This is a genomic window from Brevibacillus porteri (assembly GCF_003013475.1).
GTDB lineage: Bacteria > Bacillota > Bacilli > Brevibacillales > Brevibacillaceae > Brevibacillus > Brevibacillus porteri.
On the sequence record NZ_PXZO01000039.1, the window covers coordinates 1 to 26512 of the forward strand.

Consider the following 26512-nt stretch of genomic DNA (forward strand, 5'->3'; position numbering starts at 1 on the left):
ACTCCCTCCTACTCGATTTTCTGTTGCTCCGCAAGAAACCTCAAATATCTCACATGCTCTAAAGCCTTCTTTTTATCTTCCTCGCTTAGCTTTTCTAATTCATAGAAGAATAAGCTTTCGTATTCGGAAAGAGGTTTGTCTTTCTTGGAGGAAGGGGAAGCTGTATCCTCCAAAATTCCGGCTTTCTCCAAAAGCTCCTCATATGTAACGCCATTTAGAAAAGCAGCAAGTACTTTCAAGGTCTCGTGTTTAGTTTTATAGGTACCACCTTCAATTCTATTAATTGTCGAATGGCTCACGCCTGAAACATCCGTGAGTTCCCACTGGCTTCTGTATTCACTTTTTCTCTAATACCAGCAAAAAAACGCCGAATTATTGGTGTATCAAGAAGCCAACTATTGAGGGCGAAGCTTCCTGATGTTGACAAACGCTTTTCGCTGGGGAACGATTTCATCGCCAAAGTGCTGCAACTTTTCAAAATCGTACATTTGAAGATATCTTTTTTGGATAAGGTGTCTCATATGTGTGACAAAGAGATATCAGCCTGAAAGGAGGCCATCAATGATCAAACCACCTAAAGGTATCGAATTCCATCGTGAGTTCGCTTCTGATATGAAACGAATGGTCCATGCATTGGAGGTTCTATTTAAGTCAAAGCCAGCAGAACCAAAGGAAGCTACTGAGACAGATCAATCAGTAAAGGGAAATAGCCTAAAGGAATACTGGACGACACTCACACAACTGCATAGAGCGCCGAAGAGCGGGAGAGAGAGAAGTTAGGATCTGCGCCTAACGACATTCCACCATTTCACCAGGTAAGGGTGATAACAAGGTCAAGGTGGGGTTACTGCCAAAATGATTTCTTTGGAAAAGCATACAAGACAGAAAATGACCAATATATAAGGATTATTGTTATGACAAAAGCGAAGAGATTCATTTTCGCAACGAAAACATAAAAGTAACAGTTGAATCGATGTTCAACTGCTCAAGTTCTACTGTTCTATGAAGTCCAGAATTAATGACTTTAGACAAGTTTGTATAAACGTTTAGGCAAAAGCTCCAATTTACTTGCCCACCCCCTCTATCTTTTCCTACCCTATAACTAGAGGGGGAGAGAACATGTACGCATGCAGTTATTCAGGCACGGTGCTTGGCATAGATGGAATGGTCGTCACTGTCGAAACAGACATAGCAAATGGCTTGCCTCAATTCGATTTGGTCGGACTGGGTGGTTCAGCAGTAAAAGAAGCGCGAGATCGTGTTCGTGCTGCCCTGCGCAACGCAGGATACGACTACCCAATGCAGCGGATCACCGTTAATCTAGCACCAGCAGACCAGCGCAAGGAAGGTTCTGGTTTCGATCTAGCTATTGCGTTCGGTATTTTACTTGCCTCGAAGCAAATGCTCCCTAGACCAGAGAGAATCCTCGTTCTTGGAGAATTGGCATTAGACGGTTCTCTTCGCCCTGTAACGGGTGTACTCCCCATTTTGCTAGAAGCTAAAAATGTAGGATTTACCCACGTGATTCTCCCCGAACAAAATGCAGCGGAAGCACAGCTCGTCGACATTACCGTATTGCCTGCGAGTAATTTGGAAGAGGCCGTGAACTACTGGAAAGAAGGACTTCATAGTAAGAACTCAGACTTGATTTTTTCCGAATCGGAAACAGGCAAGACGAATACGAACCAGCTACCTCCCGACTTTGCCAATGTTTACGGACAGCAATTTGTAAAACGTGGCTTGGAGATCGCAGCAGCTGGATTTCATAATGTGATATTGGTGGGGCCTCCAGGTTCAGGGAAAACCCTTTTAGCTACTTGCCTGCCTGGTATCATGCCGAACATGACCATTCATGAATCTTACGAAGTGACGAAAATATACAGTATTGCTGGTCAATTGAAGCGGGAGAGTGGGCTCGTCGAGGAGCGACCTTTTCGTGCTCCGCACCATACAATTACCGCTACTGCACTGATTGGCGGTGGTGCGCAAATCCCGCGTCCCGGAGAGTGTAGCTTGTCTCACGGCGGAATTCTCTTTCTTGATGAGATGCCCGAGTTTTCTCGACATGTATTAGAGGTATTACGCCAGCCGCTAGAATCAGGGGCTGTTACGATTGGACGATCTAAGCAGGTTTTTACCTTTCCTGCTCGGTTTCTGTTAATTGGTTCGTGCAATCCTTGCCCTTGTGGATTCTTCGGTACTCGAGAGAAGCAAACCTGCTCATGCTCTCCCCAACAAATCTACAAATACCGCTCAAAGCTCTCAGGTCCCTTGCTAGACCGTATCGATCTGCACATCGAGGTGCCGAGAGTACCAGTTCAACTTCTTCACAAAAGAAAAGCAGAGGAATCCTCAAAAGACATACAGCAACGAGTAGAGCAAGCGAGGGCTGTCCAATGCGAAAGATACCACTATCGTCCAGGATGTCCTTTTAACAGTGTGATGAATGGAGAAGAGTTGCGCCAATTTGCTCAACTGGATAAGGAAGGACAGGAGATGCTGCAGCTTGCCTTCGAGACATTAGGTTTGAGTGCAAGAGCATACGATAGAATTGTAAAAGTGGCGAGGACAATTGCAGATTTAGATGGGGCCGGCCGTGTAGATGCTGCACATGTAGCAGAAGCAATTCGCTACAGAGCCTTGGACCGAGGGCTACTTTTTTAAACTTAAGAGATTACAAAATGCTAGATAGAATGGAAAAATTAATTCTTTCAGCAGTGAATCAACTACCTTGCCATAATAAGCAATCCATAGGAAAACAAGATCCATACGATCAGCAATGACCCAAAAACTGCATTTCGCCTATAATCCTTATTGTTGACAATTTTCTTCATAATAAATGTAAAGTTAACAAAGAACAAAATAGCTAGAATAGGATTAAGGTACAATGCAGATAAAGCAATGAATACCATATTGTTCACCTCATCCAAATTATACCATATCTTTCTGGATGATTATCAATATGCGCAGTTTGAATCAGTATGCTGATCATGCTCCTTCTTTGTTCCCCGACTTTTGTTGCTCCGATGCACAGTTTGCTTTTCTGCATGGTCACGTCTACATAGATGACATCGCTTGTCCAAATGCCAAATAGTCAAATATTCGAGAAAAATCGGTTAGTCTGCATGTGCCTAATAAATGAACACAGCACATACAGACTAACTACTCCACTACCAATTAAGTAACAGTAAGCACTTTTTAAACATAACCCCTATACAATCGTAACAACATAAAACACAAACTCCCCGCAATCCCCACTATCCCAAGGCCGACAATGCTTCAAAGAAATCGACGTCATTCCCCGTCGCAAAGCCTGAAAGGACATCACCTGATGGCCCTCTTGCCCAATACGAGCTGGCGATGGTGGAGGAACAAAATGATTCGCATACAACGATAAAAAGCGAGCATCCACCGGATTAGACAAGTCCCACTGGTAGCCGGTTGAGGGATTTGCCACTAGCGTAATCGTGAATAAGTGGCCTTCCTGCACTTGTAATGTATACGTTGAGGTTTTGACCACTGGCCTTCCTCCCTTTGGATGAAGTCGATCCCCATTTCCCATACCATATGAAAAAAGCTTGCTAGCTGCTAACGACGAAACAAGCAGAAAAAATTTAATTTCATTAATTGCATGAAATTCATTTCTCTTACAAGTTGTGGAATTACTTGATACATCTATCATTTTGCGAATATATAACGATAGAAAATAGCTATTATACGTACAATGTTCCTAATTAATTTGAAACAATTAGTATGATCTGGAAAGGAATATGCAAGATGTTGGCGAATAAGTAGGGACAAAGACATATATTGTCGAAATGCCTGATGATATTTGTAATCTTTATTACCTAGATATTGTTATGACTAGAAGTATCCTAAAGAGAGTGGAATCTCTTTTGCTCGCGTGCATGTAGGTACATTTCCCAGCACTTCCAGGTTGCGCAGAATTTCTCTCGCTTGGAAGAAGCTTTTTCTTTGTGTTCATACTTGCTAGGAAAGGGAAAGGAAAATTGATGGAGAGCATTCCAGATTTATTTAAGAAAAAAGAGTACTATCACGCATTTCAGCCCATATGTCAACTTCCTGAGAGAAGTAGAATAGGGTATGAAGTATTACTTCGCAGTAAAGCGGGGACCTATCCAGAGGCATTGTTTTCTTTGGCAAAGGAAAACAAAAAGCTGCCAGAACTCGACGCCAATTCCTTGCATTATGCGCTCTCGACTTTTTTTCATTCGTCGATCGAACACAAAAACGAGCTTTTATTTGTGAACATTTTTCCTTCTACCATCATAGAAGACACATTTCCTAGCTTCATTCAAAAGATCGCTCGTTCCTTTCGTCCCTTTTTGAACCAAATCGTTTTGGAAATCAACGAATCGATTATGGAAGGAGAATGTTGGAGCGAACCCATTTTTACACGCCGCATAGCTGAATTGAAAAAGATGGGGTTCTTAATTGCGTTGGATGATGTAGGAGATGGCGCGAATATATTCAGTAAAATCGAAGATATTTCACCTGATTACATCAAGATTGATCGTTTTTTTTCGCAAGAGCTCTCGAGTTCATTAGAAAAGCAAAAGACTGTAAAATTGTTTGTCGAATTTTGTAAAGATGCACCTCAACTCATTCTCGAAGGAGTTGAGGAAGAAGAGGATTTTGCTTGTGCTTCTTTATTGGGCGTTGCAATCGGCCAGGGATACTTGTTTGGTAAACCAGGCAGTTTGCCGGACGAATAAGAGGGCAATGCAGAATTGGAGGAATTTTTATGGCTAGTGATAACAACGTATATTCTCGGAAAGCAACGCTTTCCTTAAAAATATCCGAGTTTGAAGTCCCTCCGATGCAGGATCTGTTGATCATCGGGCGGAAAGCGCCAATTGGTCCTGAGGCTGTAAGGAGAATGGCGGATGCACTTTCACCAGAGCAGTTTACTTTACTGAAAATGAATCATCCAAAGATTGAGGCGGTTTTGTTAAGAAATACCCTTTTGCAAATGATAGATGAAAAATTGCTGATGAAAATCATTCTGGAAGAAGCAGAGCGTATGATTAGCGACTCTATGGTTCTGCGATCTGAGTTGAAAATAGCATTGTCTGTTCAACGAGAGGTGGATCTATTATGAACATCTCCGACATCATGACGACGACGATTTGTACCATCACCTCTGACAAAAGTGTCTCTTATGCGGCGGAGCGAATGAACGAATCTCATGTTGATTCGTTAGTTGTCATGGATCACGGAGAGGTACTGGGAATGGTTACGACGAGAGATGTTTTGTCAGCTCATCCAAACCGAATCGTTGCCGATGCCATGAGTAGTCAGCCGTTCTATCTGTCAGCCAATCACAATGTATGGGAGGCTTATCACGCGCTTCATCAAGAACAAAATGGGCTTGCTTTGGTCAAACAAGAGGATCAACTGATCGGATTCATCACAAAAGAAATCGTAGAGATGAAAATAGCAGAATATCGAGACCCATTATCGGGTTTGTATCGCGCTCCATACATCCAGTTTATTGGGGAAAATTTTTTAAAGGAGCGAAAACCTTTCCATTTGCTTTTTATCGATTTGAACGACTTTGGCCGAATTAATAAGCTGCATGGCCATCCCTTCGGAGATGATGTCATTCGCACCTATTCTTCGGTCCTCTCTTCTTTGGCTGAAGAACAGGGTGATTACTTATGTCGTTATGCAGGGGACGAGTTTGTTTTGATCTCTACGATTTCCGATGAACAGATTCAGGAATACATTACGCTTATTACACGTCCAACCAACGTTCTGGATGTCTTCGTATCTGCAGCTGTTGGTCATGTGAACGGGTACAATACACCAGACTTCTTCGCCAGATCCTGGCGGGAATTAATCGCTGAAGCAAGTTTAGGCTCTTCAGCTGCCAAATTATCCAAATCACTTTCTTCCACGGTCGGATAGGAAAAGTATAGTTTGCCAACAATGCGCATACACTTTTGGACAGGCTAAGATCTTTCATTGCAACCAATTATTTTATGGTACGTAATATATAATGTGAATAGATCGATATGAGGAGGCAATGACATGATTGTAACTACTACCAGCATGATCCAAGGAAAAGAAGTGGAAGAGTATCTGGAAATCGTCAGTGGAGAGGTAATCATGGGTGCAAACGTAGTCCGTGACTTTCTCGCAGGGATTACGGACATCATCGGGGGCAGAAGTGGCTCGTATGAGAGCAAGCTCGCAGAAGGTCGTGAACTGGCCTTGCGTGAAATGAAAGAAAAAGCACGGGTATTAGGTGCAAATGCAGTGATTGGGGTTGATCTCGACTTCGAAACATTGCGAGAAGGTATGATGATGGTTATTGCCACAGGCACAGCTGTCCGTGTGAAGTAAGCCGGTAAACACCCGGCTTTCTTTTTTTACGGAAAGCGGTCGTAATACATAGCGAGCAAGGAGAAGTGAGCATGCAAGTACAAAAAACTCTTCAGGATTTATCGAATAGAATAAATGACCAGCCACAAGGGATCACTGGATTACATGCGATTTATCATTTTGTCCTAAGTGGAGAAGAGGGGGGCACCTACGAGATTGTTTTTGCCGATAATCAGGCGGACTACACGCTGGGTGTGACCAGGGAAGCAGGCTGCAAGCTGGAGTTATCTGACAAAGATTTTATTAAGCTCGTAGAGGGACGCTTGAATCCCACTGTTGCTTTTGTAACGGGTAAGCTGAAAATAAGTGGAGAAATGGGACTTTCATTTAAATTGCAAACAATCTTACATCACTATCAAACACAAAAATAACGAAAAAACTAGTCAATACTTTAAACGTTGCGTTAAAATATGACCAAACAATGACACCTACTCTAACACAAAACGAGGGGAAACATGCGCCATATTTGTTCATTGATTGCGAGTGTAAGCCAACTGGAAGAACAATCTGTGCGTTTTGATTTTTATCAAGAAATCAGACGACCCAAGCCAGAACGTCAGTTATTAAAGCATCATGCACAATTACCGCGTCATTATTTCGATTATTTAATTCATTCAGGAGTATTGGATGTAGAAACAGATGCCCCTTATCAGCCGGGGAAGATCATGCCTGCTTCCATCGGTATGAACATACGCTCGCTCGGTGGGAACGTATTGTTTGACATGTGCTTTGCTCCGCAAACATATAAATTGTGGCAAAACACAGATGCAAGCATAGAAGACCTTTCTCTGCCTGCTGATATATTTGAAGAATACGTCTATCGCTTAGGGGCAATCAGTCGCTTTCGCTATTTAGGCCGAATCGATGATCCCGTAACAGCAACAAAACTTGGTGAGAACGACATGATTGAATTCAAACGCGACTTTCTTTATTCGAAGACGGGAATTATTAAGTCTATTGTGGCGTTTGCGAATTCAAACAACGGGAATTTATTTTTAGGCATTACCGATGAGGGAACAGTGTGCGGGATTGATCATGAGATCGAGCAGTATGGAGACCCGGACAAATACATTCTTGCCATTACGCAATACATCCAAGATAAGACGTCACCGTTTGTGACCCCATTCCCAAAAATTTCGTTGAAAAAAATAGATGGGAAAACAGTGGTAGCTATCTTTGTTGAAGCCTCATCTGATTTGATTTGTGGTTTGGACAAAAACAATGAAAAGTACGTGGTGATTCGTACGAACAATCGCTCCGTTATTGTGAAAGATCCGCACCAAATTGGTGAAATTTACGTGAAACGAAAGCTTGGCAGTGAGATCAGCCGTCGATTGGGACTTCTGTAGCGTTATCCTTACAGGAATACACGGGGAGGGTTACTGCGTGATATCGTCTTTACGTACGTGTCTACTGGTTATGATGGTGAGTACCTTGTTTGTCACTGGCTGTGCACAGTCAGGTAAGGTATCTGATGACATGAAAGATCATATCGAGACAGAGCTTGGTGCGGTTGAAAAAGTAACGGTGATGTCAACGGATGGACAAGAAGTATTATTGGACTCGCGCTTGTTTTTGCAAGAGCTGTCCGGACAGGGTCAAGATTTACAAATATCATCCGAGCCTTTAAAGCAAGAAGATGTACGTTTTACACTTGTCCTCTACCGAACACAGCAGGCTCCACTTGTCGTAACAGTGGGGGAGTCGGCAAGTGAGTTTGGAGGACACACGTATCGTGGAGCGGGTGCCAGCTATTTTTATCAGTGGGTAAACAAGTTAACTGGCAAAGGCGTGCTCTCACAAAAAATTCAAAGTGTGCGTTTAGCGGCAGAGGACCTTGGTCAAGCTCGCGTGTTGAACGAATCAGAAGCAGAATACATCAGGAAAGTAATGGAATCGGCTATACCAGAGCTGGACAGTCGTAGCAAGCAGTATCCACTCTATCCGAACTATCGGATGAGAATAAATTCTGCTGACAAACCTGTCGAAGTGGCCATTTTGACGCCGACGCTGATTGCGGTTCCCTTTGGGAGAGAAACGTTTTTCTTTCGGGTAGAGGGTAGCCTCTTTTCGCGGTTAACGGAATGGATGCCGCCAAGCAATCGTAAGGAAGACAGGATCGACCAGTTATTTAAATCTACACAGATTCGCATCACAGCAAATGGCGAGATGAACGTCCAAGACACAGAGTTGGATGTCACCCAAACGACGATCGAGCAAGGAATTGCTCATCAAACCGTCCGATTGCTAAAAAATGGAGATCCACTAAATGTTCCACCGAAAGATCCGGGCTCAAAACAATACGAACTTCATTTTTTTGTGAATGATACAGAACAGAGAATTGAACTATATCCAGGTTACTTTAAGTACGACCAAACTTGGTACAATCACGATGAACTCGCTGAAAACGAGTGGAAATTGTTTCAATCTCTACGAAAATGAGGAATATCCTCATGAAGTTTCGCACTTCTGGTCACGATAAAAAAGAACATATTACTACCACTTTTGCAGTTTTTGTCGTAGAATAGTTACGTTGCACTGATAGTGGAGGTTATGACCGGAAAAAGACAGACGTCTTTGAACCGGTCTAAAAGCCTGCCGATCTTTATCTGCCATAGGAGGATGGAGAATGAACATTCATGAGTATCAAGGTAAAGAGATACTTAAGCAGTACGGTGTAAAAGTTCCTGAAGGACGCGTAGCTTTCACAGTGGAAGAAGCTGTTGAAGCAGCGAAAGAACTGGGCACCCAAGTAAACGTAGTAAAAGCGCAAATTCACGCTGGTGGCCGTGGTAAGGCTGGCGGTGTAAAAGTTGCAAAAAATCTTGATGAAGTTCGTACATATGCCAGCGAAATTCTTGGCAAAGTACTGGTTACTCATCAAACAGGACCAGAAGGTAAAGAAGTTAAGCGCCTTCTGATCGAGCAAGGCTGCGACATCAAGAAAGAATACTACGTTGGTGTAGTTGTTGACCGTGCTACTGGAAGCGTTGTAATGATGGCTTCCGAAGAGGGCGGTATGGACATCGAGGAAGTAGCAGCAAATAATCCAGAAAAAATCTTCAAAGAAGTAGTTGATCCAGTAACAGGTCTGAATGGCTTCCAAGCTCGTCGCCTGGCTTACGCAATCAACATTCCAAAAGAATTGATTAACAAAGCTGCCAAGTTCATGATGAGCTTGTACCAAGCTTTTGTTGATAAAGATGCTTCTATCGCTGAAATCAACCCACTGGTTGTAACTGGCGACGGTGAAGTAATGGCACTGGATGCGAAACTGAACTTCGACAGCAACGCTCTCTATCGTCACCCTGACATCGTAGCTCTGCGCGATCTGGATGAAGAAGATGAGAAAGAAATCGAAGCTTCCAAGTTCGATCTGTCCTACATCGCACTTGATGGTAACATCGGTTGCATGGTAAACGGTGCAGGTCTGGCGATGGCAACAATGGACATCGTGAAATTCTACGGTGGAGATCCTGCTAACTTCCTTGACGTTGGTGGCGGAGCTACTGAAGAGAAAGTAACAGAAGCGTTTAAAATTATTCTCCGTGACGAAAAAGTAAAAGGTATTTTCGTCAACATCTTCGGCGGCATCATGAAATGCGACGTTATCGCAAACGGCGTAGTAAATGCAGCAAAACAAATCAAATTGGACAAACCTCTCGTTGTACGTCTCGAAGGTACAAACGTAGATTTGGGTAAGAAAATCCTCAATGAGTCCGGTTTGAACATCGTAGCTGCAGAATCTATGGCTGATGGTGCTGAGAAAATCGTATCCTTGGTAAAGTAAGTTATCTCGAGTAGATACGTTAAAAAAGGTGGGAAAATTACGCGATGAGTATTCTCGTTAATAAAAATACAAAAGTAATTACGCAAGGGATTACGGGTGCAACTGGTCTGTTCCACACTCGCGGAGCCGTTGAATACGGTACACAAATGGTGGGCGGTGTAACACCTGGTAAAGGTGGAACCGAAGTTGACGGTATTCCAATTTTCAACACAGTGAAAGAAGCAGTTGAAGCAACTGGTGCTACTGCATCCGTTATCTACGTTGCTCCTCCTTTCGCTGCTGATGCGATCATGGAAGCAGTTGACGCCGAACTGGATCTGGTAATCTGCATCACAGAAGGTATCCCAGTTCTGGACATGGTAAAAGTTAAGCGCTACATGGAAGGTAAGAAAACCCTTCTCGTAGGTCCTAACTGCCCTGGTGTAATCACTCCAGGTGAGTGCAAAATCGGTATCATGCCTGGTTACATCCACGTTCCAGGTAAAGTAGGTATCGTATCTCGCTCTGGTACCTTGACTTATGAAGCAGTTCACCAAACTTCTACTCGCGGCCTGGGTCAATCCACAGCTGTAGGTATCGGTGGAGACCCAGTAAAAGGTATGGAGTTCATCGATGTACTGAAAATGTTCAACGAAGATCCAGGTACCGAAGCAGTTATCATGCTGGGTGAAATCGGTGGTACTGCAGAAGAAGAAGCAGCTGAGTGGATCGCTGCTAACATGAAAAAACCAGTTGTAGGCTTCATCGGCGGACAAACTGCTCCTGAAGGAAAACGTATGGGCCACGCTGGTGCGATCATCTCCGGTGGTAAAGGTACAGCTGCTGAGAAAATCGCGAAGCTCGAAGAATGTGGTATTCGCGTAGCAAAAACACCTGCAGTTATCGGTGAAACACTTGTTGAATTGCTGAAAGAGCGCGGTATGCTCGAGAAAGTAATGGGCAAGTAAGCATAGAAGACAGAAGTGGACAGGCTTAGGCTTGTCCACTTTTTTATTTTTGAAGCAGCCTCTTTCTTTCGATAGAATAACTTTCAAAACCGTCAACTGTGACAATAGCGATCGGGATGAAGGAGGATTTCGGAATGGGAAAGGCGAAGCTCGACGAGAGAGACTGGCTGTATGTGTTAACGATGATAGCGGGTTTGGGAAGAAAGAAAATCCGAGAAATCTTTGAAATCACTGGTTCTTTTCAGGTGGCCATCGAAAATTGGCACGAACTGGCACATGAGCTCAGATTGACTTCCTTGATCACTGGGCAGGTTGACAAGCAAAGCAATGAAGCTTCAGCTATGGCACTATTAGAAAGGCGTGAAGAAGAGAGAACACGCTTCTTATGTCCTTTTGACGATGCTTATCCTGTTTCACTCCGCAATATCCCGGATTCTCCATGGACACTGTTTTATCGTGGTGATCACACATTGTTGGAGAAATTGTCGATTGGCGTCGTTGGTTCGCGCAAACCGACACCATATGGAAGAGCGAGCTGTAGCTTTTTTGTCCGAGAGCTGGTACAAGCAGGTCTTGTCATTGTCTCAGGGGTAGCGTATGGAATTGATGCGGAAGCTCACCAAGCTACGTTGAAAGCAGGCGGTAAGACCATTGGTGTGCTCGGGTGTGGAATGAATCACGTTTATCCTTCTCGGCATCGAGAACTTTATCGCGAAATTGAATCTTTTGGCCTACTCCTCAGTGAATATCCTCCACATATTCCACCTATATCTGGATTATTTCCAGAGAGAAATCGTATCATAAGTGGACTTTCTATCGGTATATTAGTGGTGGAAGCAGCAGAAAAAAGTGGATCCTTGATTACGGCAGACTGTGCACTTGAGCAGGGAAAGGAAGTTTTTGCAATTCCTGGCCCGATTTTTTCATTGATGAGTGCGGGGCCGCATAACTTGATCAAACAAGGTGCAAAGCTAGTAACGTGCAGTAACGATATTTGGGAGGAAATCAAGCATCATCTTCCAGAAGCTGTACGGAAGCAACAGGCCGAAAACAGAAAGGCAACCGAGGTTATTCCCTTATCTAATGAAGAAAAAGCGATTGTAGAAGCCGTAACATATGATGGCATTCATTTGGATGAGTTAATGAGCAGTTTAGAAAAAGATCAGCGCAGGATGCTACATCAGCTGGTGATTCGTTTGGAAGCAAAAGGGGCCATCGTCGCACTTCCGGGCGGTTATTTTGCTCGTCGATAGCATTTTTTCCAGATATTTGGTAATGTCTAGACGTACAAGTGTTTGACAAACCGGATAAGGGTATTTAATAATAGGGAAGATTCCTTACTAAAAGGGGAGGAAAAAAATGGCTGATACGCTAGTAATCGTAGAATCCCCTACGAAGGCCAAGACCATTGGAAAATACCTGGGTAGTAAATATATCGTGAAAGCGTCTATCGGGCATGTACGTGATTTGCCGAAAAGTCAAATGGGTGTAGACGTTACGCGTAATTTTGAACCCAAATACATAACCATTCGCGGCAAAGGCGATGTATTGAAGGGCTTAAAAGATGCCGCTAAAAAAGTAAAAAAAGTATATCTCGCAGCCGACCCGGATCGCGAAGGGGAGGCAATTGCTTGGCATTTGGCACAATACCTTGGGCTCGATTTGAATCAACCGCTTCGTGTGGTATTTAATGAGATTACCAAAGATGCCATCAAAGAAGCGTTCAAGCATCCACGACACATAAACATGGACTTGGTAAATGCTCAACAGGCACGTCGCATTCTCGACAGACTCGTGGGCTACAATATCAGTCCAATTCTATGGAAAAAGGTTCGAAAAGGCTTGAGTGCCGGACGTGTTCAATCGGTTGCGGTAAAGCTTATCATGGATCGTGAACGGGAGATCCAAGAGTTTATACCAGAAGAGTATTGGACGATTGCGAGTACATTGATCAGCGGCGGAAAAGAAATTAACGCTAAGTTCTATGGTTATGGCGATGAAAAGGTGGAGCTTCATTCGGAAGATGATGTAGCAGCGGTATTGAAACGAATGAAGAACAAACCATACGTGGTACAAAAGGTAACCAAGCGAGAGCGTAAGCGCAATCCTGCACCTCCTTTTATCACGAGTTCTTTGCAGCAAGAGGCAGCTCGTAAGCTAAACTTCCGCACTTCTAAGACCATGCGAATTGCTCAAGAGCTCTATGAGGGGATCGACGTTGGCAATAAAGAAGGCGCAGTTGGTTTGATTACCTATATGCGTACAGACTCTACTCGCCTATCTGCGACTGCACAGAACGAAGCAAGAGAATACATACTTGAGAAATATGGTTCAGACTATGTGTTAACTGAGCCACGCAATCAGGCGAAAAACGAAAATGCTCAAGATGCTCACGAAGCGATTCGTCCAACAGGCGTAATGCGTACACCGGATGAAATCAAGGAATACTTGTCGAGAGATCAGCTTCGCTTGTATCGATTGATCTGGGAGCGTTTCCTTGCCAGTCAAATGTCATCTGCTGTTCTTGATACGATGAGCGTAGATATTGACGCAGGTGGAGTTACCTTCAGAGCAACAGGATCCAAAGTGAAGTTTCCTGGATTTATGAAGGTATATATTGAAGGAAACGATGATGGTGCAGAAGAAGAAAGCTTCCTTCCGCCGATTGAAGAAGGACAAATCCTCGAACAAAAAGAAATCGAGCCGAATCAGCACTTTACACAGCCACCACCTCGATTCTCTGAAGCGCGCATGCTTAAATCATTGGAAGAGATGGGGATTGGACGTCCATCTACCTATGCACCTACATTAGAGACCATTCAAAAGCGGGGCTATGTGGCGTTAGAGGAGAAACGATTTGTTCCGACTGAATTAGGCGAGATTGTGATCACGCTTGTTGAGGAGTTTTTCCCAGAGATTCTCAACGTAGAATTCACTGCGCATATGGAATCGGGTTTGGATAATATCGAAGCAGGGACCACCAATTGGGTGCAGGTGCTGGACGATTTTTATCACGACTTTGCAAAGCGCGTAGTTGTTGCAGAAGAAGAAATGAAAGAAGTAGAGCTGAAAGTCGAAGAGTCGGATGAATCATGCGAGCTTTGCGGCCGTGTGATGGTATATAAGCTTGGTCGATTTGGCAAGTTTTTAGCTTGTTCCGGATTCCCGGATTGCCGTAATACGAAGCCGATTGTAAAAGAAATCGGCGTAAAGTGTCCGCAGTGTGAAACCGGAGAGATTATCGAACGTAAATCTAAGAAGAGTCGTATTTTTTATGGCTGCAATCAATACCCGGAATGCGATTTTGTATCGTGGGACAAACCGATTGCCAGACCTTGTCCAAAATGCTCCAGCATGCTCGTGGAGAAAAAGCGCAAGAAGCAAGGAGTTAGCATTATTTGCACCAAGTGTGATTATCAAGAAGAGGCAGACTCCTAAGCAGCCTGATTCGATTTTGTAGTTTGGAGGATTAACAGCATGTCACAACCAACAATTACAGTAGTGGGCGCTGGTCTCGCTGGTAGTGAGGCAGCATGGCAAATTGCGCAGGCGGGTGTAAAAGTAAAGCTCTATGAAATGAGACCGAAGACGCAAACGCCTGCACACCATACCGATAAATTTGCAGAGTTGGTATGCAGTAATTCATTGCGTGCTAACACGTTGACGAATGCAGTGGGTGTATTAAAAGAAGAAATGCGTCGATTGAACTCTGTCATTATCGATGCGGCAGATCGTTGCGCGGTTCCAGCAGGAGGCGCGCTTGCCGTAGACAGACACGAGTTCGCGGCTCATGTTACAGATGCCGTTCGTAATCATCCTTTAGTTGAGGTCATTTCGGATGAGATTACCGAAATTCCTGATGGGATTGTCGTAATTGCGACGGGGCCCCTTACTTCTCCAGCTTTGTCTACAAAGTTAAAAGAGCTGACGGGTGAAGAATACCTGTACTTCTATGATGCAGCTGCACCCATTATTGAGAAAGACTCGATTGATATGAACAAGGTATTCGTTGCTTCCAGATATGATAAAGGTGAAGCAGCCTACCTGAACTGCCCGATGACTGAAGAGGAGTTCAATCGCTTTTATGATGCGCTGATCTCTGCGGAAACAGTTCCATTGAAGGAATTTGAAAAGGAAATCTTCTTCGAAGGCTGCATGCCGATTGAAGTATTGGCAAAGCGTGGGCACAAAACCATGACATTTGGTCCCATGAAGCCAGTGGGGCTGGTTGATCCACGGACAGGCAAAAAGTCTTACGCGGTTGTACAGCTTCGTCAGGACAATAGTGCTGCGACATTGTATAACATCGTAGGCTTCCAGACTCATCTAAAGTGGCCGGATCAAAAAAGAGTCTTTTCACTCATTCCTGGGTTGGAAAACTGCGAAATCGTTCGTTATGGTGTCATGCACCGCAACACATTTATCAACTCGCCAAAACTGTTGAAGCCTACGTATCAGTATAAAGATCGCGAAACACTTTTCTTTGCTGGTCAAATGACTGGTGTAGAAGGATATGTAGAGTCAGCAGCATCAGGCTTGCTTGCGGGGATAAATGCAGCACGACTCGCAAAAGGGGAAGAATTGATCGAGCTTCCGCCAGAAACAATTATGGGCAGCATGGCTCGTTATATTACTACGGCAGATCCAAAGCATTTCCAACCAATGAACGCAAACTTCGGATTGGTACCGGAATGGCCGGAAAGAATCCGCGACAAGCGTTTGAAAAATGAAAAGCTCGCTGAACGGGCGCTAGATACAATTCAGAATTTTACACAAGAACGACACAATTAACATTGATATCCGTTTTTCGTCTGTGTTACTATATAGGTGCTTCGAGGAGGGTGCATCCCGTATGGACATTTCGCAACAAAATTCTGCGGATATTGAGATGTTTACCCGCTATTTGCGAGTTGAAAAAAACGCCTCTCCTCATACGGTGAAGCAGTATGTGGCAGATATCAGCGAATTTGTCTCCTTTATGGAACAGCACCAAATCACCGTATTTGCTGCTGTTTCTTATTTGCATGGTCGCTCCTTTCTCGCGCAATTGGCTGGCAGGGGGCTTTCCCGACGAAGTATTGCCCGCAAGCTATCCAGTTTGCGTAGCTTGTACCGATTTCTGTTGCGTGAAGGTCAACTGGAACAGAATCCATTTCAACTAGTCTCCACTCCCAAAATGGAGAAGAAACTTCCTTCCTTTTTATATCCGCAAGAAGTTCAAGCTTTTTTCGATCTGCCTGATACAACCACTCCATTGGGAATTCGTGATCGGCTGATTTTTGAACTGTTGTATGCAAGCGGCATGCGTGTTACGGAGCTCACCACTTTATCTGTGAGTGATGTGAATCCGAGTATGGGAGTCGCCTTGGTTTATGGAAAAGGAGCGAAAGAACGATATGTGCCGGTTGGAAGCTATGCCTGCGACGTTCTTCGGCAATACCTAGAATATGGAAGAGAAAAACTGTTGGCTGGAAAAGTAGAACACGGCAATTTGCTGGTTAACTATCGGGGAGAACCGTTATCCGACCGCAGTGTTCGGCGGATTGTAGACAAATACGTAGATACGTACGCTCTTCAATTGCGGGTTTCACCACATACCTTTCGTCATACGTTTGCAACCCATATGTTGAACGGCGGCGCTGATCTGCGTACCGTGCAAGAATTACTGGGACACGTCAATGTTTCGACGACACAGGTGTACACCCATGTGACCAAAGAGCGACTTCGGCATGTATATGACACCGCTCACCCACGAGCAAACCCGGGCAATACAGGTTCCGCCAATCGGACATAACGGGAGGAATCAGTGATGGAACAGTTTCACGCAACAACCATATTTGCTGTACAGCATAATGGGTCTGTAGCGATGGCCGGAGATGGTCAGGTTACTTTTGGCAACAGCATGGTAATGAAGCACGGTGCCAAAAAAGTAAGACGTCTATATCGCGGCGAAGTTTTAGCAGGATTCGCTGGCTCTGTTGCTGATGCCATTACGCTTTTTGAGAAGTTTGAAGGAAAGCTGGAGGAGTATCACGGCAATCTGCAGCGTGCTGCTGTAGAGCTGGCGAAAGAGTGGCGCATGGATAAAATTTTGCGTCGTTTGGAAGCCATGATGATTGTTGCCAATAAGGAGCATTTGTTGCTTATTTCCGGAAATGGCGAAATCATTGAGCCTGATGATGGGATTCTTGCAATTGGTTCTGGCGGTAGCTTTGCCCTTGCAGCAGGTCGTGCATTGAAAACATATGCGCCGGATCTCGGCGCACGTGAAATTGCGGAAGCATCGCTTCGTACCGCTGCTGAAATTTGCGTGTTCACAAACAACAATCTTGTTGTGGATGAGTTGAATTGAGCGAAAGGGAGGAACCTACTGTGCTGAATCTTGAGCAATTAACCCCGCGTAAGATCGTAGAGCATTTGGATAAATACATTGTCGGGCAGGCACAAGCCAAGAAAGCTATTGCTGTAGCGCTTCGCAACCGCTATCGTCGCAGTCGTTTGCCAGAGCAAATGATTGAAGAGGTTGTTCCAAAAAACATCTTGATGATCGGACCTACTGGTGTTGGAAAAACGGAAATTGCACGTCGGATTGCAAAACTGACAGGTGCTCCTTTTATTAAAGTAGAAGCAACCAAGTTTACGGAAGTCGGTTATGTAGGACGCGATGTAGAATCGATGGTCCGTGATCTGGTGGAAGCTTCTATCCGTACGGTCAAACAGGAAAAAGTAGAGTCGGTGAAAGAGAAAGCCGAGAAGCTTGCGAATGAAGCGATTGTGGACGTACTCGTCCCATCTCGCAAGCAGTCGAACTCGTTCAAAAATCCGTTGGAGATGTTCTTCGGTGGACAGCAGCAACAGCAGCAGGATACCTCTGATCAAGAAGAAGTGTCGATCCAGCAGCAACGCAGACAAGTCATGTGGCAATTGACGAATGGCCAGTTAGAAGAGCAAATGATTGAGATTGAAGTCGAAGATCAATCACCTTCGATGTTTGACATGTTCCAGGTTCCGGGTACAGAACAAATGGGGATGCAAATGCAGGATATGCTCGGTAGCCTGATGCCTAAGCGGATGAAGAAACGAAAATTGCGAATAAAAGATGCGCGAAAGGTATTAATTCAGCAGGAAGCGCAAAAACTGGTGGATATGGACGAAGTTACGCAGGAGTCAATTCGTCGAGCTGAACAACACGGTATTATCTTCATTGACGAAATTGACAAGATTGCGGGTAAGGATGGGCGTGGCCCAGATGTATCCCGTGAAGGGGTCCAGCGTGATATTTTACCGATTGTGGAAGGCTCAACTGTCATGACTAAGTACGGTCCTGTCAAAACAGATTATGTTCTGTTTATCGCAGCTGGTGCTTTTCACATGGCAAAACCATCCGATTTAATTCCTGAATTGCAAGGTCGTTTTCCGATTCGGGTGGAGCTGACTAGCTTGCGCGTTGAAGATTTTGTCCGAATTTTGACTGAGCCTAAAAACGCGTTGCTTAAGCAGTACGTGGCCCTCTTGGAAACAGAAGGGGTGCGTATTGAATTTACACCGGAAGCCATTCAGGAACTCGCTCATCTCGCTGCTGAGGTCAATCAGAGCACAGATAACATTGGTGCTAGACGATTGCACACCATATTGGAGAAGCTACTGGAGGATCTCTCTTTTGAAGCCCCAGAAATCCACCTAGAAGTTGTACAGATTACCCCCGATTATGTCAAACAGAAATTAGGTAAAATCGTGGGGAACAAAGACTTGAGTCAATATATTTTATAAACATTGGATAGGCAGCACATATAATTAGGAGGAAATACAGATGGATCTACTGTCAAAAACAAGAAGAATTAACCGCATGTTGCAAAAATCCGCGGGTCATGCCGTGAACTTCAATGAAATGTCCCAAGTTTTGAGTGACGTTATCGAAGCAAATACGTATGTTGTAAGCCGCAAAGGAAAACTTCTCGGCTTTGCGATTCATCAAGAGATGGATAACAGCCGTATGCGTAAAATGCTGGAAGAGCGCCGTTTTCCAGAAGAGTACAGCATGGGGTTACTGAAAGTAGATGAAACATCTGCGAACCTGGATGTAGATAGCCCATACACCATTTTCCCAGTTGAAATGAAAGAAGTATTCCGCACAGGTTGGACGACGCTTGTTCCAATTATGGGTGGAGGAGATCGTCTCGGTACGCTGATTTTGGGTCGTATTAACGATCAATTTGTCGATGACGACCTGATTCTTGCAGAAGTAGGGGCAACTGTAGTAGGTATGGAAATCTTGCGTGAGCGTTCTGAAGCAATCGAAGAAGAAGCACGCAGCAAAGCGGTTGTACAAATGGCGATTGGTTCCCTCTCTTATAGTGAGTTGGAAGCTGTTGAACATATTTTTGAAGAACTCGAAGGCAAAGAAGGCTTGCTCGTAGCCTCCAAAATCGCGGATCGCGTAGGGATTACTCGCTCCGTAATTGTAAACGCACTGCGCAAGTTGGAGAGTGCGGGCGTTATCGAATCCCGTTCTTTGGGGATGAAAGGTACCTTCATTAAAGTGCTGAATGAAAAGCTGTTGCCTGAACTGGAGAAGCTCAAAACCTCGTAATATACCTTGCGAAAAGTTACAAGAAAGTAAACAAAAGGTGTAGCAACTCAAGTTGCTGCACCTTTTCTCATGGGACTTTAGTCCTAATTAAAGCAAAAAACGACACATTATTACCATAAATTATATGATGATTTTTAATGCATACCTCGACGATTGCAATGGTTTGAATATGGTTTCCTTGTAAAATGCAGTAAAAAAACAGGAAAGATAAGGGATTTAGTCCCATTGAATCATTTTGAAAAACGTCATGAAAAGGGGCTTTTTTGTCCAAATTGATTTTGCTATGATTGAATCGTATTAGGGTGTCGAAAATACAGGAAATATAGGTGGATTTAGGGAAAGTAATTGACTCATATTGGGGGAGAAGGAAAAAATGCTGGATAGTTACCATCTGCAGGTCCTGGAGAGATCACTCGACGCTGCAACATTGCGACATAGAACGATCGCAAACAACCTTGCCAACATAGACACCCCTCAATTCAAAAGTCAACAAGTCATCTTCGAGAGCTTTTTGCAAGATGAGTTGAACGCAAGAGCGGGAAATGGCAAGTTAGAAGCGTATCGGACCAATCAACGACACCTACCGTTTGGAAATGTAGGCGGAGTTGCAGTACCACAGGTTGTGTCCAATCCGAATAACTTCATTCAGAACAGTGGCAATGATGTTGACTTGGAAACTGAAACAACAGAATTGGCCAAAAACCAAATTTGGTACAGTGGTTTAACGCAATTGACAGCAGGACATTTTCAAAAGCTACGCAGTGTAATTGAGGGTGGAGGTAAATAAAGATGAGCTTGTTTCAGGGAATTAACACAAGTGCTTCTGCCTTAACAGCTAACCGCTTGCGATTGGATACGATTTCTTCCAATATTGCGAATGCGGAAACCACTCGAGCAAACTTCGTAGATGGCGCCTGGCAGCCATATCGGAGGAAAATGGTGGAGTTGTCACCTCAAACAAATGGAACGTTTGATAACTTCCTGCAAGCAGCCGTGGGGACGGTCTCAGGAAGTCGGGGTGGACAAGGTGTAAAGGTTACATCGATTCAAGAAGACAATACTCCGTTTAAGCGAGTATTTGATCCATCTCACCCAGATGCAGATCAAGACGGATATCTCTTGATGCCGAATGTCGACCCGATGAAAGAGATGGTGGACATGATCTCTGCATCAAGATCATACGAAGCCAACGTGACAGCACTGAACGCTTCCAAATCGATGATGCTAAAAGCATTGGAAATCAAGTAAAGTGGGTGACAGTAAGGAATGGAAATGAGTGCAATCTCCCAACTAACGCCAATTCGTACACCAAGTGTGAACAAGCCAACCCCAGCTGAAGTTTCCCAAGAATTCTCATCGTTTCTATCGGATGCCATGAATAAAGTGAATCAGGCGCAAGTAGAATCGTCGAATCTTGCCGACAAGTTTGCAGCGGGAGAAATTACCGACTTGCACCAATTGACTGTTGCAGGTCAAAAAGCTTCCGTGATGCTACAAATGACTATGCAGGTCAGGAACAAGATGATTGAGTCTTATCAAGAAATCATGCGCATGTCGATTTGATCGTTGTTGGTATCCTTTGAGAGGTGAAACATGAACGAACGTTTAGCAGTATACAAAGACCAGATTACGTCAAAATGGAACCAATTTTCCAAGAAACAAAAATGGATGATTCTCGGTATTTCGCTCTTCCTCTTGATTTCTCTTGGTCTATACATATACATCGCTTCTCAGCCGGTGTACAAACCACTCTACAACCAAAAATTGAGTGAACAAGAAATCGGGACTATCAAGCAAGAGTTGGAAGCTTCACAAATTCCATATCGAATCACGGGGAATGGTACAAGTATCGAGGTTCCAGAAAAAATGGCACAAGATGTCATTGTCGATTTGGCTGCACAAGGTATTCCGAGTCAAGCAGGAATTAATGCAGAAATTTTCTCCAGTACCCTTGGAGTTACAGATCGCCAATTTGATGTCATGAAGAAAGAGGCTTTGCAACAAGAGCTGCGCAAAATGCTGGAACGTGTAAAAGGTGTACGCTCCGCACAAGTGATGATTACATTGCCGCAGGAAAGCGTTTGGGTGACGGAGACTCCGGATACAGCGACGGCTTCCGTTATCGTCGATGTTGAACCTGGAACAACGCTTGATCAAAAGCAAATTAACTCGCTATATCTGCTTGTTTCCCGAAGCGTTCCGAAATTGCCGATGGAAGCGATTGCGATTACAGACCAGTATTCCAATCCACTAGAACGTTCCGAAGGCAATGAAAGCGAAGGCACATTGAGTAGCTTTAAGCAACAGGAAACAATCAAAGCGGATGTTGAAAAGAAAATTCAACAAAACCTGTACAACTTGTTGGGTACAATCATGGGACGCGATAAAGTCATCGTCCATACGTTCATCAAAATGAACTTTGACAAAGAAAATCGCGTAGAGAACATAGTTGAGGCACCTGACAAAGAGAATAACGAAGGACTTATCATTTCTTCTCAAAAATTATCAAAAGCCTTCTCTGGACAAGGTCAACCTCCAGGGGGAATTGCAGGAACCAATAACAATGCAGTTACAAATTACCCGGGAGCTACCCCACAAGGAAGTAACAGTCAATATGAAGAGTTGAATGATACGATTAACCGTGAAGTAAATCGCATCACACGAAATGTTACATCAAGCCCGTACAAGATCGAAGACATCACAATCAACGTTGGGGTAGAACCGCCAGCTGGTGGAACGATGGATGCTGCTACGCTCGAGAGCATCAAACAAGTGTTGCGCAATGTTGTTCGTGTCACTTTGAGTGATCAGGTTTCTGATTTAACGGATGCTGAGTTGGACAAGCATATTTCTGTACTCCCTCGTCAGTTCTCAGGAAAAGCTGAGATTGAGGATTCCAGTGCACTAAGTCCTGCTGTTCTTTGGACAGTTGGTGGTATTGCAGTCTTGGCACTTGCTGCTGTTGCCTTCCTCGTTTATCGCAGACGCAGTCAAGCGAAGCAACAACAAGAAGAAGACGAATTGCCAGACTTGCTGACACCGTTAAACGCGGCCGAAATACCAGACTTGATTTACCAAGAAGATGGAGACCAGGTAGTGGTCAGAAAGCAACTTGAAAAATTGGCGCGAAGCAAACCAGATGAGTTTGTTGTTCTGCTTCGTACTTGGTTAGCAGAAGATTAAGGAGTGAATGGTATGGCTCGCGGCGCTAAAGAGTTGTCAGGACGACAAAAGGCAGCTATCCTCCTCATCTCACTCGGGCCGGAAGTTTCTGCCCAGGTGTTCAAGCATTTACGTGAGGATGAGATCGAGCAACTGACATTAGAAATCGCCAATGTGCGAAAAGTGGATACGGATGAAAAAGATAAAATTTTATCTGAATTTCACCAGATAGCAGTTGCCAAAGAGGTAATTGCACAAGGCGGGATTACGTACGCCAAAGAAATTTTGCAAAAAGCTTTGGGTGAGACCAAAGCGATGGATATTATCAATCGCTTGACGGCAAACCTTCAAGTTCGACCGTTTGACTTTGCTAGAAAGGCTGACCCAGGTCAAATCCTTAACTTTATTCAAAATGAACATCCGCAAACGATAGCTTTGGTGCTTTCTTATCTGGAAGCTCAACAAGCAGCCATGATCTTGTCCGCTCTTCCGCAAGAGCGTCAAGCAGAGGTTGCGAAACGTATTGCGACTATGGACAGCACTTCACCGGAAGTAATCGCTCAAGTTGAACAGGTATTGGAGCAAAAGCTCTCTGCCACTGTTACCCAAGATTACACGCAGGCAGGCGGGATCGAAGCGATCGTGGCTGTACTCAACGGTGTCGATCGTGGAACCGAACGCACGATTCTGGATTCCCTCGAAATTCAAGATCCAGAACTGGCAGAAGAAATCAAGAAGCGTATGTTCGTCTTCGAGGATATTGCTACTCTCGACAACCGTTCGATTCAGCGCGTTATCCGCGATGTGGAAAATGCCGATCTGCAACTTTCTCTCAAAGTATCCAGCGAAGAGGTTCGGGAAGTTATTTTCCGGAACATGTCCAAACGGATGGCGGATACCTTCAAAGAAGAAATGGAGTTTATGGGCCCAGTTCGCCTTCGCGACGTCGAAGAGGCACAATCTCGTATCGTTGCAATTATCCGTCGCTTAGAGGAGGCTGGTGAGATCATCATCGCCCGCGGTGGAGGAGATGATATCATTGTCTAGGATCATCAAAAGCGCCAATTATCGGCCTTCTGAGGAATCTTTTCTCCTCTCGGTAACGCCTGTACCACTTAAGACGGAAGAAGTTGCTGAAAGGTTGCAAGAAAATCAGGAAATTTTTAATCAAGCTGAGATCGAGGCGAAAACGATCATCTCAGATGCAGAAGAAACCGCGCAAAGCATCTTGCAGCAAGCTTCGGAGCAAGCAGAGCAATTAAGACAAGAGACGCTTGCTCAGATGGAAGAATGGTGGGAACAAAAGCGTCAGGAAGCTGCGCAGTTGTTTCAACAAGTACAAGAACAGGCTATGACGGAAGGGCAGGAGGCAGGTTTCGAAGCGGGTAAACGTGAGGCATACGAGGAGCAAACAGCTACACTCAGCCAAGCAAAAACCATTCTGGAACAGGCGTTTGCCGAAAAAAAACAGATTATAGCTGAGGCGGAGCCTTTTCTAGTGGAACTCAGCATGGAAATCGCTAAAAAAATCATTGGACAGGAATTGCAACAGCATCCCGAGCAGGTCCTGGAAATAACGAAAAAGGCACTCCGACGCTCACGTGTTTATGGCGAGATTACGGTATGTGTCAACCATAAGTACTTCGATTATGTGCTCGAACATCGTGCTGGTTTTCTGGAATTGTTAGATGGACAAGCAGAGCTCTCCATTTACCCTGACTATACCGTACAAGATGGTGGATGTGTCATCCGTACTGCTTTGGGAAGTGTCGATGCCCGCATTGATACACAAATGGAGGAGATTAAACAGGCGCTGCTTACGATTGCCCGAGGAAGTGAGGCTCCATGAGCATCCTAGATCTCTCGAAGTACAAGTACATGCTGCATGGATTAGATCCGATGCGCGTGAATGGTAAAGTGACACAGGTTGTTGGACTCACTATTGAGTCGCAAGGGCCAGAAGTGAAATTAGGCGAGATATGCCATCTATATCCGGCTAACACAAAGGAACCGATCATCGCAGAAGTCGTTGGCTTTCGCGAAAACAAAGTGCTGTTAATGCCATTAGGCGAATTGACCGAAATTGGTCCAGGTTGTGATGTGGTCGCGACAGGACGTTCACTAGATGTAAAAGTTGGACCAGAAATATTGGGTTCGATCCTAGATGGATTGGGTCGACCCTATCAAGGTTCACTGCCATTTGGACTGACGTCTTATCCTACGAACAACATGCCGCCAAATCCGATCCTTCGACCGCGCATTCAAGAACCATTGAGTGTAGGTGTAAGAGCGATAGATGGTCTGCTTACCATTGGGAAAGGTCAACGGGTCGGCATCTTCGCTGGATCAGGGGTAGGAAAAAGTACATTGATGGGAATGATCGCCCGAAATACTACGGCAGACATCAATGTCATTGGTCTTATTGGAGAACGCGGCCGTGAAGTCATGGAGTTTATCGAGCGCGATCTTGGGGAAGAAGGACTAAAGCGGTCTGTTGTTGTCGTAGCTACTTCCGATCAACCTGCCATGATTCGAATCAAGGGAGCAATGATTGCGACATCCATAGCGGAATATTTCCGCGATCGTGGAATGAATGTCATGCTCATGATGGATTCCGTCACGCGCTTTGCCATGGCACAACGTGAGGTGGGCTTGGCAATCGGAGAACCGCCGGCTACGCGTGGTTATACGCCATCGGTTTTTGCGATGTTGCCAAAGCTAATGGAGCGCGCAGGAACAGCGGATAAGGGAAGTATTACAGCCTTTTATACCGTACTGGTTGATTCTGACGACATGAACGATCCGATTGCGGATGCGGCGCGGGGGATTTTGGACGGTCACATCGTTCTTGACCGGAAGATCGCTCACAAAGGTCACTTTCCTGCCATTGATGTGATGGCGAGTGTAAGTCGTGTCATGAATGAAATCGTCGATAGTAACCATTTGGATGCTGCTCGTCAGCTGAAAAAGCATTTGGCTACGTTTCGTGAAGCGGAGGACCTCATTAATATTGGGGCGTACAAGCCGGGAAGCAACCGGGAAATCGATGCGGCTATTCGCTACCGTGATATCATTTCTGGATTTACGGCACAAGGAACGCATGAGACATCTACTTTGCAGGGCGCTATCCAAACGTTGACAGCTCATTTCGGAGGAGTGAACTAACGTGCGTGTGTTTCAGTTTCATCTCCAAAAGGTTCTTGATTTAAAGGAAAAAGAAAAAGAACAAGCAGAGTGGGCTTTCGGAAAGTCGATCCAGCGTAAAAACGAAGAAGAGTGGAAGCTTACTCAACTAACCGAACATCATGACGAGATGACGGTGAAGCTTCAGGAAGTACAGATGCAGACATGCAGTGCTGCACAGCTCATTTCCATTACCCAATATCAGCAATCTGTTGCGAGATCCATCCAGAATCAGCAACATACCTTGCACGGTTGTGAACAGGATGTGGAACGCTGTCAGTCACGATTGACGGAACGTATGAAAGAGTCCCAACTATGGCAACGCCTTCGGGAAAAGTCGCTCCACCAATTTCTGGACGACCAGAAGCAAAAAGAGCAAAAAGAGTTGGATGAGATCGGTACGCAGCTCTATCTTCGCCGAAGCTACTGAGG

At 44.7% G+C, this 26512-nt stretch carries 27 protein-coding genes and 1 pseudogene; 26 read left to right on the forward strand and 2 right to left on the reverse strand.

Features of this window, described 5'->3' with window-relative positions:
* Positions 1–8: 8 nt before the first annotated feature.
* Positions 9–332: pseudogene (locus C7R92_RS32920) on the reverse strand (helix-turn-helix transcriptional regulator); the annotation flags it as partial.
* A 229-nt stretch (positions 333–561) separates the two neighbouring features.
* Between C7R92_RS32920 and C7R92_RS19495 the strand changes: the two are divergent.
* Both C7R92_RS19495 and C7R92_RS19500 read left to right on the forward strand, forming a co-directional pair.
* Positions 562–780 (forward strand): hypothetical protein, encoded by a 219-nt coding sequence (locus tag C7R92_RS19495; protein ID WP_106835370.1) that lies wholly within the window; start codon positions 562–564, stop codon positions 778–780.
* 339 nt (positions 781–1119) lie between these two features.
* Complete coding sequence (locus C7R92_RS19500) at positions 1120–2664, forward strand: YifB family Mg chelatase-like AAA ATPase (protein WP_106835371.1); 1545 nt, start codon at positions 1120–1122, stop codon at positions 2662–2664.
* A gap of 547 nt (positions 2665–3211) precedes the next feature.
* Here C7R92_RS19500 and C7R92_RS19510 read toward each other — a convergent pair.
* The gene (locus C7R92_RS19510; protein ID WP_106835372.1) at positions 3212–3520 is read right to left on the reverse strand and encodes a protease inhibitor I42 family protein; all 309 of its coding nucleotides are present in this window, start codon (positions 3518–3520) and stop codon (positions 3212–3214) included.
* A gap of 493 nt (positions 3521–4013) precedes the next feature.
* On the opposite strand from C7R92_RS19510, the gene C7R92_RS19515 reads away from it, so the two are divergent.
* The 24 genes from C7R92_RS19515 to fliJ all read left to right on the forward strand — a co-directional run bounded on the left by C7R92_RS19515 (position 4014) and on the right by fliJ (position 26510).
* Complete coding sequence (locus C7R92_RS19515) at positions 4014–4736, forward strand: EAL domain-containing protein (RefSeq protein WP_106835373.1); 723 nt, start codon at positions 4014–4016, stop codon at positions 4734–4736.
* Positions 4737–4765: 29 nt separating this feature from the next.
* On the forward strand, positions 4766–5122 hold the full coding sequence (locus C7R92_RS19520; RefSeq protein ID WP_017249346.1) for a hypothetical protein: 357 nt from the start codon (positions 4766–4768) through the stop codon (positions 5120–5122).
* Positions 5119–5931, forward strand: coding sequence for a CBS domain-containing protein (locus C7R92_RS19525; RefSeq protein WP_017249345.1), 813 nt, complete (start codon positions 5119–5121; stop codon positions 5929–5931). The genes C7R92_RS19520 and C7R92_RS19525 overlap by 4 nt, the downstream gene beginning before the upstream one ends.
* 123 nt (positions 5932–6054) lie before the next feature.
* Entirely contained in the window at positions 6055–6369 is a 315-nt protein-coding gene (locus C7R92_RS19530; RefSeq protein ID WP_106835374.1) for a YbjQ family protein, read from the forward strand.
* 71 nt (positions 6370–6440) lie between these two features.
* Entirely contained in the window at positions 6441–6779 is a 339-nt protein-coding gene (locus C7R92_RS19535) for an SCP2 sterol-binding domain-containing protein (protein WP_106835375.1), read from the forward strand.
* A gap of 84 nt (positions 6780–6863) precedes the next feature.
* Positions 6864–7757, forward strand: a complete 894-nt coding sequence (locus C7R92_RS19540; RefSeq protein ID WP_017249342.1) for an AlbA family DNA-binding domain-containing protein — start codon at positions 6864–6866, stop codon at positions 7755–7757.
* A gap of 37 nt (positions 7758–7794) precedes the next feature.
* Positions 7795–8850 (forward strand): hypothetical protein, encoded by a 1056-nt coding sequence (locus tag C7R92_RS19545; protein ID WP_106835376.1) that lies wholly within the window; start codon positions 7795–7797, stop codon positions 8848–8850.
* 187 nt (positions 8851–9037) lie between these two features.
* Positions 9038–10198, forward strand: coding sequence for an ADP-forming succinate--CoA ligase subunit beta (gene sucC, locus C7R92_RS19550; RefSeq protein ID WP_007719385.1), 1161 nt, complete (start codon positions 9038–9040; stop codon positions 10196–10198).
* Positions 10199–10242: 44 nt separating this feature from the next.
* Complete coding sequence (gene sucD, locus C7R92_RS19555; RefSeq protein WP_007719376.1) at positions 10243–11145, forward strand: succinate--CoA ligase subunit alpha; 903 nt, start codon at positions 10243–10245, stop codon at positions 11143–11145.
* Between the two features lie 134 nt (positions 11146–11279).
* On the forward strand, positions 11280–12398 hold the full coding sequence (dprA, locus tag C7R92_RS19560) for a DNA-processing protein DprA (RefSeq protein WP_106835377.1): 1119 nt from the start codon (positions 11280–11282) through the stop codon (positions 12396–12398).
* A gap of 106 nt (positions 12399–12504) precedes the next feature.
* The gene (topA, locus tag C7R92_RS19565) at positions 12505–14583 is read left to right on the forward strand and encodes a type I DNA topoisomerase (RefSeq protein WP_106835378.1); all 2079 of its coding nucleotides are present in this window, start codon (positions 12505–12507) and stop codon (positions 14581–14583) included.
* 39 nt (positions 14584–14622) lie between these two features.
* Complete coding sequence (gene trmFO, locus C7R92_RS19570) at positions 14623–15936, forward strand: FADH(2)-oxidizing methylenetetrahydrofolate--tRNA-(uracil(54)-C(5))-methyltransferase TrmFO (protein ID WP_056488428.1); 1314 nt, start codon at positions 14623–14625, stop codon at positions 15934–15936.
* A 61-nt stretch (positions 15937–15997) separates the two neighbouring features.
* Positions 15998–16939 carry a tyrosine recombinase XerC gene (xerC, locus tag C7R92_RS19575; RefSeq protein WP_017249337.1) on the forward strand — a complete coding sequence of 314 codons (942 nt, stop codon included), beginning with the start codon at positions 15998–16000 and terminating at the stop codon, positions 16937–16939.
* 15 nt (positions 16940–16954) lie between these two features.
* On the forward strand, positions 16955–17497 hold the full coding sequence (gene hslV, locus C7R92_RS19580) for an ATP-dependent protease subunit HslV (protein WP_017249336.1): 543 nt from the start codon (positions 16955–16957) through the stop codon (positions 17495–17497).
* Between the two features lie 20 nt (positions 17498–17517).
* The gene (gene hslU, locus C7R92_RS19585) at positions 17518–18915 is read left to right on the forward strand and encodes an ATP-dependent protease ATPase subunit HslU (RefSeq protein WP_279629824.1); all 1398 of its coding nucleotides are present in this window, start codon (positions 17518–17520) and stop codon (positions 18913–18915) included.
* A 40-nt stretch (positions 18916–18955) separates the two neighbouring features.
* Complete coding sequence (codY, locus tag C7R92_RS19590) at positions 18956–19735, forward strand: GTP-sensing pleiotropic transcriptional regulator CodY (protein ID WP_016743316.1); 780 nt, start codon at positions 18956–18958, stop codon at positions 19733–19735.
* Positions 19736–20108: 373 nt separating this feature from the next.
* Positions 20109–20522: a flagellar basal body rod protein FlgB gene (flgB, locus tag C7R92_RS19595; protein ID WP_017249334.1), complete on the forward strand. Its 414-nt coding sequence runs from the start codon at positions 20109–20111 to the stop codon at positions 20520–20522.
* A 2-nt stretch (positions 20523–20524) separates the two neighbouring features.
* On the forward strand, positions 20525–20983 hold the full coding sequence (gene flgC / locus C7R92_RS19600) for a flagellar basal body rod protein FlgC (protein ID WP_017249333.1): 459 nt from the start codon (positions 20525–20527) through the stop codon (positions 20981–20983).
* 18 nt (positions 20984–21001) lie between these two features.
* The gene (gene fliE, locus C7R92_RS19605) at positions 21002–21298 is read left to right on the forward strand and encodes a flagellar hook-basal body complex protein FliE (protein WP_017249332.1); all 297 of its coding nucleotides are present in this window, start codon (positions 21002–21004) and stop codon (positions 21296–21298) included.
* Between the two features lie 30 nt (positions 21299–21328).
* Positions 21329–22918: a flagellar basal-body MS-ring/collar protein FliF gene (gene fliF, locus C7R92_RS19610; RefSeq protein ID WP_017249331.1), complete on the forward strand. Its 1590-nt coding sequence runs from the start codon at positions 21329–21331 to the stop codon at positions 22916–22918.
* Positions 22919–22930: 12 nt separating this feature from the next.
* The gene (gene fliG / locus C7R92_RS19615) at positions 22931–23944 is read left to right on the forward strand and encodes a flagellar motor switch protein FliG (protein WP_007719331.1); all 1014 of its coding nucleotides are present in this window, start codon (positions 22931–22933) and stop codon (positions 23942–23944) included.
* Positions 23928–24746 (forward strand): flagellar assembly protein FliH, encoded by an 819-nt coding sequence (gene fliH, locus C7R92_RS19620; RefSeq protein WP_106835380.1) that lies wholly within the window; start codon positions 23928–23930, stop codon positions 24744–24746. Before fliG ends, fliH begins: the two co-directional genes overlap by 17 nt.
* Positions 24743–26062 (forward strand): flagellar protein export ATPase FliI, encoded by a 1320-nt coding sequence (gene fliI / locus C7R92_RS19625; protein WP_106835381.1) that lies wholly within the window; start codon positions 24743–24745, stop codon positions 26060–26062. Before fliH ends, fliI begins: the two co-directional genes overlap by 4 nt.
* A 1-nt stretch (position 26063) precedes the next feature.
* Positions 26064–26510, forward strand: coding sequence for a flagellar export protein FliJ (gene fliJ / locus C7R92_RS19630; RefSeq protein WP_017249328.1), 447 nt, complete (start codon positions 26064–26066; stop codon positions 26508–26510).
* Positions 26511–26512 lie beyond the last annotated feature (2 nt).